The sequence below is a fragment of the Halopseudomonas sp. L-58 genome, assembly GCF_056859475.1.
On the sequence record NZ_JBSXON010000069.1, the window covers coordinates 24,855 to 38,554 of the forward strand.

13 protein-coding genes and 2 tRNA genes are annotated in these 13,700 nt (G+C 58.9%); 2 read left to right on the top strand and 13 right to left on the bottom strand.

Annotated features, from left to right (window positions below; all coding sequences use genetic code 11):
• Positions 1-15: 15 nt before the first annotated feature.
• The 5 genes from AC13EY_RS12085 to rnr all read right to left on the bottom strand — a co-directional run bounded on the left by AC13EY_RS12085 (position 16) and on the right by rnr (position 5,225).
• Positions 16-915: a YybS family protein gene (locus tag AC13EY_RS12085; RefSeq protein ID WP_335599184.1), complete on the bottom strand. Its 900-nt coding sequence runs from the start codon at positions 913-915 to the stop codon at positions 16-18.
• 39 nt (positions 916-954) lie between these two features.
• Positions 955-1,185 carry a 30S ribosomal protein S18 gene (gene rpsR / locus AC13EY_RS12090; RefSeq protein ID WP_083723771.1) on the bottom strand — a complete coding sequence of 77 codons (231 nt, stop codon included), beginning with the start codon at positions 1,183-1,185 and terminating at the stop codon, positions 955-957.
• 40 nt (positions 1,186-1,225) lie between these two features.
• The gene (gene rpsF, locus AC13EY_RS12095; RefSeq protein ID WP_088273449.1) at positions 1,226-1,651 is read right to left on the bottom strand and encodes a 30S ribosomal protein S6; all 426 of its coding nucleotides are present in this window, start codon (positions 1,649-1,651) and stop codon (positions 1,226-1,228) included.
• Between the two features lie 289 nt (positions 1,652-1,940).
• A complete protein-coding gene (gene rlmB, locus AC13EY_RS12100; protein ID WP_269686899.1) occupies positions 1,941-2,687 on the bottom strand; it encodes a 23S rRNA (guanosine(2251)-2'-O)-methyltransferase RlmB in 747 nt (248 codons plus the stop codon).
• 15 nt (positions 2,688-2,702) lie between these two features.
• On the bottom strand, positions 2,703-5,225 hold the full coding sequence (gene rnr, locus AC13EY_RS12105) for a ribonuclease R (protein WP_335600332.1): 2,523 nt from the start codon (positions 5,223-5,225) through the stop codon (positions 2,703-2,705).
• A 238-nt stretch (positions 5,226-5,463) separates the two neighbouring features.
• Between rnr and AC13EY_RS12110 the strand changes: the two genes are divergently transcribed.
• A tRNA-Leu gene (locus AC13EY_RS12110) sits at positions 5,464-5,550 on the top strand.
• Between the two features lie 48 nt (positions 5,551-5,598).
• A tRNA-Leu gene (locus AC13EY_RS12115) sits at positions 5,599-5,685 on the top strand.
• Positions 5,686-5,850: 165 nt separating this feature from the next.
• Here AC13EY_RS12115 and AC13EY_RS12120 read toward each other — a convergent pair.
• From AC13EY_RS12120 to miaA, 8 genes are all read right to left on the bottom strand, one after another.
• The gene (locus AC13EY_RS12120; protein WP_088273446.1) at positions 5,851-7,140 is read right to left on the bottom strand and encodes an adenylosuccinate synthase; all 1,290 of its coding nucleotides are present in this window, start codon (positions 7,138-7,140) and stop codon (positions 5,851-5,853) included.
• A 48-nt stretch (positions 7,141-7,188) separates the two neighbouring features.
• A complete protein-coding gene (locus AC13EY_RS12125) occupies positions 7,189-8,379 on the bottom strand; it encodes an ATP phosphoribosyltransferase regulatory subunit (RefSeq protein ID WP_269686897.1) in 1,191 nt (396 codons plus the stop codon).
• A gap of 54 nt (positions 8,380-8,433) precedes the next feature.
• Positions 8,434-8,628, bottom strand: coding sequence for a DUF2065 domain-containing protein (locus tag AC13EY_RS12130; protein WP_088273909.1), 195 nt, complete (start codon positions 8,626-8,628; stop codon positions 8,434-8,436).
• Between the two features lie 191 nt (positions 8,629-8,819).
• Positions 8,820-9,695: a protease modulator HflC gene (gene hflC, locus AC13EY_RS12135; protein ID WP_269686896.1), complete on the bottom strand. Its 876-nt coding sequence runs from the start codon at positions 9,693-9,695 to the stop codon at positions 8,820-8,822.
• Entirely contained in the window at positions 9,695-10,894 is a 1,200-nt protein-coding gene (hflK, locus tag AC13EY_RS12140; RefSeq protein ID WP_228245202.1) for an FtsH protease activity modulator HflK, read from the bottom strand. The genes hflC and hflK overlap by 1 nt, the downstream gene beginning before the upstream one ends.
• Before the next feature lie 105 nt (positions 10,895-10,999).
• The gene (gene hflX / locus AC13EY_RS12145) at positions 11,000-12,301 is read right to left on the bottom strand and encodes a ribosome rescue GTPase HflX (RefSeq protein ID WP_228245201.1); all 1,302 of its coding nucleotides are present in this window, start codon (positions 12,299-12,301) and stop codon (positions 11,000-11,002) included.
• Between the two features lie 17 nt (positions 12,302-12,318).
• A complete protein-coding gene (gene hfq, locus AC13EY_RS12150) occupies positions 12,319-12,573 on the bottom strand; it encodes an RNA chaperone Hfq (protein WP_088273441.1) in 255 nt (84 codons plus the stop codon).
• Between the two features lie 133 nt (positions 12,574-12,706).
• Complete coding sequence (miaA, locus tag AC13EY_RS12155) at positions 12,707-13,699, bottom strand: tRNA (adenosine(37)-N6)-dimethylallyltransferase MiaA (RefSeq protein ID WP_228245200.1); 993 nt, start codon at positions 13,697-13,699, stop codon at positions 12,707-12,709.
• Position 13,700 lies beyond the last annotated feature (1 nt).

Genomic DNA, 13,700 nt, shown 5'->3' on the forward strand with positions numbered 1-13,700 from the left:
GATGACCTCTTAAATTCAACCTTGACCGTTTGAGTCATCGTTTCCACTGGCACCGGAAGCCGGCTGCAAGCGGGAACGGAAATCAAACAGACTATCAATAAACGCCAAAAACATGATCAGGGGGTACAGCACTTGCCAGACAAAAATCAGCGTCGCGTAAAGCACCACCAGCGGGCCGATACCCAGCCGCTTGATACCGACAACGCCATGCACCAGCGCCAGTCCGGCAAACAGCAGCGGCACTGTGGCAATCGGTGCAAGCATTGCCAGCCCATCAAACTGCGGGCCAACAAACACCAGCAAGGCCAAAACGATGCTCATCCACGGAGCCAAGCGCAAACGGTGAAACTCGTCGCGAAACCCGCCAGGGTTGAACAACCGGGCTTGCCAGCTGCGCGCGAGAATCAGGCACACCAGTGTCATGGCTGCGTGGGTAGCCCCCATCAAACCGGCCAGCAGCGGCACCATAAGTGCCTGCAGGCGGGCCAGTGCAGCCTCGTCGATTTCTGCGCTCAACTCGGTCAGCATCTGCGGCAGCGCAGAGCGAATCTGATCTGCCACCTCTTGCAACGGGCCCTGCAGGGTAACCAGCAGTACCAGTGCAAAAACCAGCCCGAGCGGCGCAGTCGCCATCGTCACCAGTGACCACTCACTGCGCTGGCGCAACAACAGCGCCAACGCCGAACAGCCCAACAACACCATCAGCGGGGTAGGATCACCCAACAGCGCCCAGGCAACTGCAGGCAAGGACGCCCAACCCAGCACCGGGAGGCCTTCCGACCACCCGCGGCGCAACAGCACCAACGCCATTGCCACCGCACCAAACCAGAACAGCATGGGTACTGCGACCGACAAACCCACCACCAGTGTGGCTTGTCTGCGACCGCGCATGATGAACTCAGCCAGCCCCTGCATGCCGATTCGGTTTCCTGATCAATTACTTTTGGCTACCAATTAACGACCGTGGCCGTCGGTGTAAGGCAGCAGAGCCAGGTAGCGGGCGCGCTTGATAGCAACGGCCAGCTGACGCTGGTACTTAGCCTTGGTACCGGTAATGCGGCTCGGGACAATCTTGCCGGTCTCGGTAACGTAGGCCTTCAGAGTGTTGAGATCCTTGTAATCGATCTCTTTAACGCCTTCAGCGGTGAAACGGCAGAACTTTCTGCGACGGAAAAAACGTGCCATGGCAGCGTCTCCTTAATTCTGGAATGGGAACTGAAAAAACTTACTCGTCGTCACCGTTGTCATCGGTGTCGTTGCTGTCAGCGTTATCGCCGGAGTCATTATCGTCGTTGCGCTCGCGACGCTCGCGACGCTCACCACGACCACTCTCTTCAGCCTTGAGCATGTCGGACTGTTCGGTAACGGCTTCGTCACGACGGATGACCATGTTACGGATAACGGCATCGTTGTAACGGAAGTTTTCAGTCAGCTCTTCCAGTGCTTTGGCGCTGCACTCAACATTCATCATGATGTAGTGAGCTTTGTGAACCTTGTCGATCGGGTAAGCCAGTTGACGGCGGCCCCAGTCTTCCAGACGGTGCAGTTTGCCGCCGTCTTCTTCGATCAGCTTGGTGTAACGCTCAACCATCGCGTTAACCTGCTCGCTCTGGTCCGGGTGAACCAGAAATACGATTTCGTAATGACGCATACAAGCTCCTTACGGGTTATAGCCAGCTGCCCAAACAGTCTGGCAAGGAGTGGAACATAGGGTTTGGGGCACACATCATAGTGAACGGCCGCCGAGCTTGCAAGGGAAATGCCAGCAAGACGCAATTCTTGGCTGGAAGCTGGAAGCTGGAAGCTGGAAGCTGGAAGCTGGAAGCTGGAAGCTGGAAGCTGGAAGCTGGAAGCTGGAAGCCAATAGTGTGGGTGGGGGCTAGCTACCCTGCAAGGGTTGAGTTACACCGACGGCGCCCTCGGCACCGTCGGCATCCGGATCAGCTCGATGCCCCGCGCTGGCGTACCGCTTCAAACAGGCAGATGCCGGTAGCGACCGAGACATTGAGACTGCTGACACTGCCGGCCATCGGCAGCTTGGCCAGATAATCGCAGTGCTCACGGGTCAGACGACGCATACCCGCGCCCTCCGCACCCATAACAATCACCGACGGAACGGTGAAATCCACATCATAAATAAGTTGTTCCGCTTCGCCGGCAGTACCAACCACCCACAGTCCGCGCTGCTGCAACTGCCTCAGCGTACGACTGAGGTTGGTTACAGCCACCAGTGGCACAGTCTCCGCTGCGCCACAGGCCACCTTGCGTACCGTCGGATTCAGGGTCGCGGAGCGATCCTTGGGCACAATCACGGCGTGCGCCCCGGCGGCATCCGCACTGCGCAGGCAGGCGCCGAGATTATGCGGATCAGTCACACCATCCAGCACCAGCAGCAATGCCGGACCATCGAGCCTGTCCAGCAGATGTCCCAGCATCTCCTCGGACCACAGCTGACTGGGCGATACTTCTGCCAGAACGCCCTGATGAACGCCATCTGCCTGGGCATCCAGTTCATCAACCGCCAAACGAACAACACTCAGTCCGACCTGTTCCGCCTCGGACAAAAGCCGCTGCTGACGCTCATTCAGACGACCGGACTGAATTATCAGACGCTTGACGCGCTTGGGGTAACGCTCAATCAGCGCCTGCACGGCATGGACGCCGAACACCCGTTCAAGATCACTCATCAAACTGCACTCACCCTATCGCGCCTTGCGCTTTCGCGGGCCGCGACTTGTCGGCGCCGCACCCTTGCCATCTGCCTTGCCACCAGCAGGCGCCTTTGCGGGCCGAGCAGTCTTGCTCCGCGAACCCCCTCCCGGCTTGCCGGTGCTGGCGTCGGAGCGCCCCTTGCGCGGCGCATTGCCACGCGGCGCCACCTCTCCGGCGGCACGACGGGCATCAGCGAGCAGCTTTTCACGCATGGCGCGACTGGCCGATACCTGACGTTCCACAGGGGCCTGTGGCGCATCTGCCGCCATCTCGAAGTCGATCTTGCGATCATCAAGATCAACTCTGGCCACCTGAACCCGCACCGAGTCGCCCAAACGGAAGCGGCGACCGGAACGCTCGCCGATCAGCGAGTGATGCACCGCATCAAATTCGTAGTAGTCGGCAGGCAATGCCGTAATGTGCAGCAACCCTTCTACATAAATATCTGTGAGCTCGACGAACAACCCAAAGCTGGTGACCGCAGTAACCAAACCATCAAAACTGTCACCGACGCGATCCTGCATGAACTCGCACTTGAGCCAGCTCACCACATCCCGAGTCGCCTCGTCGGCACGCCGCTCATTCTGGGAACACTGCTCGCCCAGCTCGACCAGACGCTGATGGTCATAGGGATAGATTTTCGCCTTCGGAATCACGCCGGCGCCGGCGCGACGTACCAGAGAGGTATTACGACGCGAGCGGATGACACTGCGAATGGCGCGATGCACCAGCAGGTCCGGATAGCGACGAATGGGCGAGGTGAAATGGGTATAGGCCTCGTAGTTGAGACCAAAGTGCCCGGCATTGTCCGGGCTGTACACCGCCTGGCTGAGCGAGCGCAGCATCACCGTTTGAATCAACTGGGCATCGGGACGACCTTGGACACGCGCGAGCACTGCTGCATAGTCTTCCGGCGTCGGATCACCCTTCTTGCGGGTCAGACTCAGGCCGAGCGAGTTGAGAAACTCGCGCAAACGCTCGATTTTTTCCGCCTGCGGACTGTCATGCACACGATACAGCCCCGGCAGCTCAAGCTCCTGAAGGAAGCGCGCAGTCGCCACATTGGCGCACAGCATGCATTCCTCGACAATCTTGTGCGCATCATTGCGCGTTGTCGGCAGAATCTCGACGATCTTGCGATCATCTCCAAACACCATACGCGTTTCGGTCGTTTCGAAATCGATCGCCCCGCGCCCCTGGCGCGCCTTGGCCAGGGCCTTGTAGAGCTCATACAGGTTTTCCAGATGGGCAACCACCTCGGAATACTCGTCACGCAGCGCCTTGCCTTCACGACTGCGCGGATGTTCAAGCATGCTGGAGACCTTGTTATAGGTCAGGCGCGCATGCGAGTGGATAACCGCCTCGTAGAACTCGAAGTCAGTCAGCTCGCCACTCTTCGACACGGTCATTTCGCAGACCATGGCAAGGCGATCAACATGCGGATTCAACGAGCACAGCCCGTTGGACAACTCCTCAGGCAGCATCGGAATGACCTGACTGGGGAAGTAGACCGAGGTACCTCGCAGCTCGGCCTCTTCATCCAGCGCCGAGCCCAGCGGCACGTAGTGCGAGACATCCGCAATGGCAACATAGAGCTTCCAGCCACCCGAGAACAGACGCCAGCCGCTGGCCTTATGCGGCTCACAGTAAATCGCATCGTCAAAGTCACGCGCATCTTCGCCGTCAATGGTGACCAGCGGCAGATGGCGCAGATCAACCCGCTTCTGCTTGTCCTTTTCGACCACATGATCTTTCAGCAGAGCGGCCTCTTTCAACACCGCCTCGGGCCACTCGCTGGGGATATCGTAACTGCGCAGCGCAACTTCAATTTCCATCCCGGGCGCCATATAGTCGCCCACCACCTCAATGACCTCACCCTGGGCCTGACGACTCGGGGTCGGCCAGTGGGTGATGCGTACCTCGGCATATTGACCATGCTTTACACCGCCCTTGGCGGTGGGAGCAATCAGCACGTCCTGATTGATACGGGCGTTATCGGCGACGACATAGCCTATGCCGTCTTCCTCGTAGTACCGGCCAACCAGAATTTCGTGCGCGCGGGAGATCACTTCGACTACCGCACCTTCGTTGCGCCCGCGCCGGTCGACCCCAGTGATGCGCACCAACGCGCGATCACCGTCGAAGACCAGGCGCATTTGCGACGGGCCGAGAAAAATATCACCGCTGCTGTCGTCGGGAATCAGGAAACCGAAGCCATCACGATGCCCCTGGATACGCCCGGGAATCAGATCCAGCTTGTCGACTGGGGCATAAGCGCCGCGACGGGTATAGATTACCTGCCCGTCGCGCTCCATGGCGCGCAGACGGCGGCGTAGCGCCTCGATACTGTCTTCGTCGGACAGACCGAACTCCTGCTGCAGCTGCGCACGGGTCGCAGGCGCGCCACGGGACTCCAGCAGATGCAGGATCAGTTCGCGGCTCGGAATGGGGTTATCGTACTTTTCGGCTTCGCGCCGAGCTTCCGGGTCGAGATGACTCCAGTCCTTGGTCAAATCGAGATCGGGGGAAGCGTTTGAGGTGGTCGACCGAGAGGTCGAACCGGGGGATTTCGTCTTTTTCGTCATAGGGCCCTATTGAACCGAAAATGAAGCCTGCATGCACCTGTTTAAAAAAATAATTTTTCCGTGCCAGGGGTTTACAAGTGCGCCGGGACTATCTAAGATTCGCGCCGTCAGCAGGAAACAGCTACTGCAACGAACTTCGGTTCAGCATAGCAGGTCCGCATGACATGCCCAGGTGGTGAAATTGGTAGACACGCTAGCTTCAGGTGCTAGTGGCCTTACGGCCGTGGAAGTTCGAGTCTTCTCCTGGGCACCAATTTCGAAAATCGGATTATCTTCTCCTGATTTTCAACAGTAGTAAATCGCCCAGGTGGTGAAATTGGTAGACACGCTAGCTTCAGGTGCTAGTGGCCTCACGGCCGTGGAAGTTCGAGTCTTCTCCTGGGCACCAATTTCATAAAAGAACCGAGCCTTGCGCTCGGTTTTTTTATGCCTGCAAATCCCCTCCCCCGCAGACAACACGCAACACCGCCACCCTCTTGCGCAGACCGCCAGGCACCCCAAACAAAAAAGGCGCCCCGCAGGACGCCTTTTCAGCACCGAACCAATAACCGCGTCAGAATACCTGACGCAGAATCACTGTTTCGTTGCGATCAGGGCCGGTCGAAATAATATCGATCGGCGCACCAACCAACTCTTCGATGCGGGCGATATACGCACGCGCGGCAGCCGGCAGCCCCTCAATGGTCTTGATGCCCAGAGTAGACTCCTGCCAGCCCGGCATATCCTCGTAAACCGGCTCCAGACCAATGTAGCTGTCTGCATCGGTCGGCGCCTCAAGCACATCACCGGCTGCATTGCGATAGCCAACACAGATACGAATCACATCCAGACCGTCCAGCACGTCCAGCTTGGTCAGGCAGAGGCCACTGATACTGTTGATCTCGATGGCGCGGCGCAGGATGACTGCATCGAACCAGCCACAACGGCGAGCGCGACCGGTTGTCGAACCAAACTCGTGACCCCGCTCGGCAAGCCGGCTACCCACATCGTCAAACAGTTCGGTCGGGAACGGACCGGAGCCCACGCGCGTGGTGTAGGCCTTGGTGATACCCAGCACATAATCCAGATACAGCGGACCAAAACCGGAACCGGTCGCAGTACCACCAGCCGTAGTGTTGGAGCTGGTAACGAAGGGATAGGTGCCGTGATCGATATCCAGCAGCGAACCCTGAGCACCCTCGAACATGATATTCGCACCTTCGCGACGCAGTTCGTGCAGGCGCGAGGTTACATCGGTCATCAACGGTGCCAGCCACTCGGCATAGCCCATCGCCTCATCCAGCGTTTTCTGGAAATCGATCGGATCAACCTTGTAGTAATGCTGCAGCGCGAAGTTGTGATAGTCGAGCACCTCACCCAGCTTGGCAGCGAAACGCTCGCGGTGGAACAGATCCGCCACGCGCAGGCCGCGACGCGACACCTTGTCCTCGTAGGCCGGCCCGATACCGCGACCGGTAGTACCGATCTTGGCTTCGCCGCGAGCCTTCTCGCGCGCCTGATCCAGGGCTACGTGATAAGGCAGGATCAGCGGACAGGCCGGGCTGATGCGCAAACGTTCGCGAACCGGCACACCCTTGGCCTCAAGCTCGGTCAGCTCCTTGAGCAGCGCTTCGGGCGACAGCACAACGCCGTTACCGATAAAGCACTGGACGTTGTCACGCAGAATCCCGGAAGGAATCAGGTGCAGTACGGTTTTCTCACCATCGATTACCAGCGTGTGACCGGCGTTATGCCCGCCCTGATAACGCACTACTGCAGACACCTGATCGGTCAGCAGGTCGACGATCTTGCCCTTGCCTTCATCGCCCCACTGGGTCCCCAGGATGACAACATTCTTACCCATGTTCAGCCCATGCCTCACTAGAAATAAAATGACCTTTCGGCCTTGTAATCACGAATTCAGTTCGACTACCTGCCAACCACCGCCCGAATAGGCAAGCCGCCGGCTACAGCCATGCTGCGCAGCCTCGGCATCCCCTTGCCCGGGCAGCGCCACTATTACGCGCTCACCCTGAGCCCGCAGCCCGGCAACCACATCCTGCAAATCCGCCTCAGCGCTGTGCGGCGCCCAAATTGAAGCAGGGACGCCGGCATCAGGCAGTTCGCCGCGCTGGACCAGAAAACGCAGATCAGTGGAGAAGCCGGTGGCCGGACGGGCACGACCGAAGTCGCGACCGATATCGTCGTAACGACCACCCTGAGCCACACTCTGACCGATACCTGGTACAAACGCTGCAAACACCACCCCGGTGTGGTAATGATAGCCACGCAACTCACCCAGGTCGAAATACAGCGGCACACCCGGATACCGACGCGTCAGTACCTGGGCAACCTCGGCCAGATCATCCAGCGCAGCCATGACCGACTCGGGCGCCCCATCGAGCAACGCATGGGCCCGGTCAAGCACCTCGACCCCACCGGACAACTCAACCAGACTGCACAGCATGGCCCCGATAGACGCCTGCGGCAGACCTCCAACCAGAGCTGCCACCTCATCGGGCGCCTTGCGCTGCAGCGCATCAAACAGTGCCTGCTCGGTAGCCTCGTCCAGATTTGCAGCCTGCACCAGACCACGATAGATACCGACATGCCCGAGGTCCAGGTGAACACCCTTTACCCGACAGACCGCCATGGTCTCAAGCATCAGGGAAATGACTTCGATGTCACTGGCACTCGACGCGTCCCCGTACAATTCCGCACCCAGCTGAATCAGGCTGCGAGAGGTAGACAGCGGTCGTGGCAGGGTATGCAGTACGCTACCGCAGTAACAGAGACGGGAAGGCCCTTCCGCCCCCAGCGTGTGCGCATCGATGCGCGCTACCTGAGGGGTAATATCCGCCCGCAAGCCGAGCATGCGCCCGGACATCTGGTCGATCATCTTGAACGTCTGCAGTTCAAGATCGTGACCGGCACCAGTCAGCAGGGATTCGAGGTATTCGATATGCGGGGTGATGACCAGGTCATAGCCCCAGCGGGAGAACAGATCCAGCAACTGCCGACGGGCTGACTCGATACGCACCGCCTCGCGGGGCAGCACCTCGTCGATGCCATCGGGCAGCAACCAGCGATCTACAGTAGGCATTTTCAGAACCTTTCATACAGGGTGACGAGGGGGAGGACTATAGCCCTGCCCACATCACGCCACCTGGCGAACCAGATACAGACACAGGGTACCGAGCACCATACTGGCAAGCGCTGCCAGCCGAACCTGACGCGGACTCAGGTCGCCGATACCACTCATCATTCGTTGCCAGCGCTCAGGCACCAGAAAGGGCAGGATACCCTCGAGTACCAGCACCAGGCACAGCGCGGTAAGAAAATCCTGCCACATGCGAGCCTCTTCCAGCGCCGACCCGCCAGCCATAGGCGTGGAGCGGTCACAAAAAAGCCGGGATTTCCCGGCTGCGCAAGTGTAACACGTTTTACGCAGCAGACACCCGGGCATTCAGCCAATTTAACGTTACGCCGACAGCAAAACGGGCCACCTGTCGGGTGACCCGTTTCATGGCTCTAGTCAGCCTGTCAGGGATTGGCCTGATTGCCCTGCATGTATCTGAAGAACTCGCTTTCCGGATCCAGCACCAGCATGTCGGACCGCTCCGCGAAACTCTCACGATAGGCCTGCAGGCTACGCGTGAAGGAGTAGAACTCAGGATCCTTGTTATACGCCTCGGCATAGATGGCTGCGGCCTTGGCATCACCATCACCACGAATCTTTTCGGACTCACGGAAGGCTTCAGCCAAAATTACGCGCTGCTGACGATCCGCATCTGCACGAATACCCTCTGCCAGTTCCGCGCCCTTGGCTCGATGCTCGCGCGCTTCACGCTCACGCTCGGTACTCATGCGATCAAAGACGCTGCGGTTGACCTCAGCAGGCAGATCAATGGCCTTGACCCGAACATCCACAACCTCGATACCCAGCTCGCGGCGAGCATTCTCGTCGAGGGTCGCGGTGATGTCAGCCATCAACTGGTCCCGCTCACCCGAAACCACTTCATGCAACGTGCGGCGAGCCACCTCGTTACGCAGACCAGATTCGAGCTGACGCGACAAACGCTCCTCCGCGATTGCACGCAGGCCGGATGTAGCAGTGTAGAAACGCTGAACATCCGCAACGCGCCACTTGGCATAGGAGTCCACCATCAATGCCTTCTTCTCCAGCGTCAGGTAACGCTGGGTGGCGGTATCGAGGGTGAGCAGGCGACCATCAAAAATCTGCGCCTCCTGCACGAACGGCAGCTTGAAGTGGAGTCCAGGCGCTACATCGCTCTGCACAACCTTACCAAACTGCAGCACGATGGCGCGCTCGGTCTGGTTGACCACGAAGAAGCTGTTCCAGCCGACGATCACTACCGCCAGCAGACCAATTAAACCCATCAGAGACTTGTTACTCATCAGCGAGACTCCCTGGAACGCAGATCGCGCTGCTGCGATGTAGTTGAGCGTGTCGAAGCGTCGCCCTGCGACATCGACGGCAGACTGGAAGCACCGGTAGCAGATGATGTCGAACCACCTTGGCCGATCATCTTGTCCAGCGGCAGGTAAAGCAGGTTGTTACTGCCCTCGCCACCCGCGATCAAGACCTTGCTGGTGTTGCTCAACACATCCTGCATGGCGTCCAGATAAAGACGCTCGCGCAACACGCCCGGCGCAGCCTGATACTGCTCCAGCAACAGATCAAAGCGCTGAGCTTCACCCTCTGCCCTCGCGATCACCTCATCGTGGTAACCGCTAGCTTCCTCGAGCATGCGCTGGGCGCGACCACGGGCCTCCGGGATAACGCCATTGGCATAGGCTTCAGCCTGGTTGCGAGCACGCACCTCGTCTTCCTTGGCACGAATCACGTCGTCGAAAGCATCCTGCACCTCGGCCGGTGCCTGGGCATTCTCGATGTTTACCTGAGTGACGGTAATACCGGTGTTGTAGGCATCAAGATAACGCTGAAGCCGCTCGGTCACCTCTACCGCCATCTGCTCACGACCCTCGGTCAACACCTGGTGCATCGGCGTGGAACCCACCACATGACGCACGGCGCTCTCGGTAGCGTGGCGCAGACTGGTTTCCGGGTCTTCCACCTTGAGCACGAAGTTTTCCAGATTGGAAATGCGGTACTGAATTGCGACCGGCACCTCAACGATATTCTCGTCCTCGGTCAGCATCTGCCCCTTCTGGCGATAGGAACGCACCTGGGTGACATTGCGCTGAAACTTGCTTTCCACTGGCGGGAAATACAGGTGCAGACCAGGGCCGACGGTCCGGTGATACTCACCGAAGCGCAGAATCACGGCCTGCTCCTGCTCATTGACCATATACACAGCCTTGAACGCCCAGAAACCCAGCACCACAACCAGCGCCAGCCCCCAGATCCAGCCGGGAACACCAGCACCACTGCCGTTACCGCGGTCAGACCCGCCATTACCGCTGCGCTTGCCCGAGCCAAACAGATTATTCAGGCTGTCCTGCAACTTGCGCAGCGCCTCGTCCAGATCCGGCGGACCTTGCTTGCCGCCGCGATTACCGCCGCGATTGCCGCCGCTACCCCAAGGGTCCTGGTCGTTTGAATTATTGCCGCCACCAGGCTCATTCCAGGCCATAGCGTTCTCCGTTGTCTGTAACGTTCAAGGTCAGGGAGTTGCCCCGTAACCGGGTGACATCCTACCGTAAAGGGCGCGACGGACGCGAACCGCGCCCTCGCACTTTCATTGCAAAGTATGTTGCTGCAGAAACTGCTCGGGCAACCAGCCTTCACGTTTGAGCAGCCGATTGAAATCACTGCGCTGCAGGCGCACATTCAACTGCTGGCGTCCGTCGTCGCCGACCTGCTCGCTCAGCACCGCCCCCACAGCATAGAACTGGGCACGCAGTCTCGCCTCGGCATGCTCGAGCACAATCTGCGCGTGCACCACCTCATCACCCACCCGCTCGGCGATTGCCTGCTGCAGCAGCTCCAGCCCAAGCCCCTTCTGCGCTGAGATCCAGACGCGTACCGCGACACCGTCCTCGTTACGCTGAATCTGCGGCTCGAAGTCATCCAGCAGGTCGATCTTGTTATAGACCTCCAGCATGGGCAACTCGAGCGCACCGATCTCCCCCAACACCGCGAGCACCTGCTCCATGTTGGACTCGCGCTCCTCGTCCGCCGCATCAATCACATGCAGCAGCAGATCGGCCTGGCTTGACTCTTCAAGTGTCGCGCGGAAAGCCTCAACCAGCTTGTGCGGCAAATGGCGGATAAAACCCACCGTATCGGCGAGAATGACCGGCCCGACGTCGTCAAGCTCAATGCGTCGAAGTGTCGGATCCAGGGTAGCGAACAGCTGATCAGCCGCATAGACGGTAGCGGTAGTGAGGGCGTTGAACAGCGTTGACTTGCCGGCGTTGGTATAGCCCACCAGCGACACCACCGGAATCTCTGCACGCTGACGAGCTCGACGGGCCTGATCGCGCTGGCTGCGCACCTTCTCCAGGCGCTTGTTGATCTGCTTGATCCGCACACGCAACAGGCGGCGGTCGGTTTCAAGCTGGGTTTCCCCCGGCCCGCGCAGACCAATACCGCCTTTCTGACGCTCAAGGTGGGTCCAGCCGCGAACCAGGCGGGTACTCAGGTGATCAAGCTGGGCCAGTTCCACCTGCAGCTTGCCCTCGTGGGTCCGGGCACGCTGGGCAAAGATATCGAGAATCAGGCCGGTACGGTCAAGCACACGACACTCAAGCTCACGCTCGAGGTTGCGCTCCTGACTCGGTGTCAGTGTGTGATTGAAGATCACCACTTCGCCTTCACTGGCCTTGACCAGCGCCCGCAATTCCTCGACCTTGCCAGGTCCGATCAGGAATCGCGGCGTGGGCTTGTGACGCGTGATGGTAAGGAAGCCTGCATTTTCAGCCCCGGCCGAACGCACCAGCTCGATGAATTCATGCGGGTCTTCACGACGCTGTTCATCAACGCCCTCAAGGTGAACGAGGATGGCACGTTCACCCCCTTCATGACGCTCAAAAAACAATCAGGCCTCCTGCATCATCAGGGATTGCCAACCTCAGCGTCGTCAGCACCGGGCTGGGTCGGCAGACGTACCGGACGACCCGGAACGACGGTAGAAATGGCGTGTTTGTAAACCATCTGACTGACAGTATTCTTCAGCAGAATGACAAACTGGTCGAAAGATTCGATCTGACCCTGCAGCTTGATGCCGTTAACCAGATAAATGGATACCGGAACACGTTCCTTGCGCAGAACGTTCAGGTAAGGGTCTTGTAGAGAATGCCCTTTTGACATTGCCTCACTCCTTTCATGGAAACCGTATAATTTTTACGCATCATAACAATGCAATTTGGCCGGCCTGTCCATTATCCAAAAGACGAGCAGGCATGTACCGCGAACAGACAGGGAACTGGCAGAAACGTCACGCCTATATTGCGACGGTATCCAGCACTTTCAAGGCCCGCTCAAACCTTTTCGGATCGAGACTGTCGAGCCACTCGATTGAAGTATGCCAACCGCGCAACCAGGTAAACTGCCGCTTGGCCAATTGCCGCGTCGCAATAATGCCGCGCTCACGCATTTGCTCGTAATCAAGCCGCCCTTCCAGATAATCCCAGACCTGCCGATAGCCAACCGCACGGATCGAGGGCATACCGACATCCAGATCCCCTCTCGCATGCAACGCTTCGACCTCGGAAAGCAGCCCTTGTTGCAACATCAGCGAAAAACGTTCGGCAATTCGTTGATGCAGCACCGAACGCTCCTGCGGTGCGACCGCCAGATAGCGCACAGTATAAGGTAAAACACCGCTCTCCGGCGCCTGCCCCGAGGCTTTTTCTGCATGCTGGCGACGGTGCCATTGACTCAGTGTAATACCACTGCTGAGAAATACCTCATACGCCCGCTGAATCCGCTGCGGATCGTTCGGATGAATGCGTGCTCCAGCTTCGGGATCGACCTCGGCCAGCGCAGCGTGCACCGTCTCCCAGCCACCCTCCAGCGCCATGCGTTCGATCCTGGCCCGTATCACCGGATCGGCCGAAGGCATCGTTGCCAGGCCGTCGGTCAATGCCTTGAAATACAGCATGGTCCCGCCCACCAGCAGCGGCACCTTGCCCCGCGCCGTAATATCGCGCATCAACGCCAGCGCATCATCCCGAAAGCGCGCGGCAGAATAGGCCTCGGCCGGGTCAAGAATATCGATCAAATGGTGCGGATAACGCTGCAGCGTCTGAGCATCAGGCTTGGCCGCACCGATATCCATCCCACGGTAGACCAGCACCGAGTCAACGCTGACCAGCTCACACGGAAACCGGTCGTAAAGATGCATGGCAAGTTCGGTCTTGCCCGAGGCGGTTGGCCCCATCAGACAAATGACCGGCGGACGCACGGCCGATGCGTCGCTGTCTGGCACGCTCATA

Excerpts from the sequence above, each read along its gene's own strand:
- AC13EY_RS12085 (WP_335599184.1), bottom strand. The coding sequence starts at position 915 with ATGCAGGGGCTGGCTGAGTTCATCATGCGCGGTCGCAGACAAGCCACA.
- rpsR (WP_083723771.1), bottom strand. The coding sequence starts at position 1,185 with ATGGCACGTTTTTTCCGTCGCAGAAAGTTCTGCCGTTTCACCGCTGAA.
- rpsF (WP_088273449.1), bottom strand. The coding sequence starts at position 1,651 with ATGCGTCATTACGAAATCGTATTTCTGGTTCACCCGGACCAGAGCGAG.
- rlmB (WP_269686899.1), bottom strand. The coding sequence starts at position 2,687 with ATGAGTGATCTTGAACGGGTGTTCGGCGTCCATGCCGTGCAGGCGCTG.
- AC13EY_RS12120 (WP_088273446.1), bottom strand. The coding sequence starts at position 7,140 with ATGGGTAAGAATGTTGTCATCCTGGGGACCCAGTGGGGCGATGAAGGC.
- AC13EY_RS12125 (WP_269686897.1), bottom strand. The coding sequence starts at position 8,379 with ATGCCTACTGTAGATCGCTGGTTGCTGCCCGATGGCATCGACGAGGTG.
- AC13EY_RS12130 (WP_088273909.1), bottom strand. The coding sequence starts at position 8,628 with ATGTGGCAGGATTTTCTTACCGCGCTGTGCCTGGTGCTGGTACTCGAG.
- hflC (WP_269686896.1), bottom strand. The coding sequence starts at position 9,695 with ATGAGTAACAAGTCTCTGATGGGTTTAATTGGTCTGCTGGCGGTAGTG.
- hflK (WP_228245202.1), bottom strand. The coding sequence starts at position 10,894 with ATGGCCTGGAATGAGCCTGGTGGCGGCAATAATTCAAACGACCAGGAC.
- hfq (WP_088273441.1), bottom strand. The coding sequence starts at position 12,573 with ATGTCAAAAGGGCATTCTCTACAAGACCCTTACCTGAACGTTCTGCGC.
- miaA (WP_228245200.1), bottom strand. The coding sequence starts at position 13,699 with ATGAGCGTGCCAGACAGCGACGCATCGGCCGTGCGTCCGCCGGTCATT.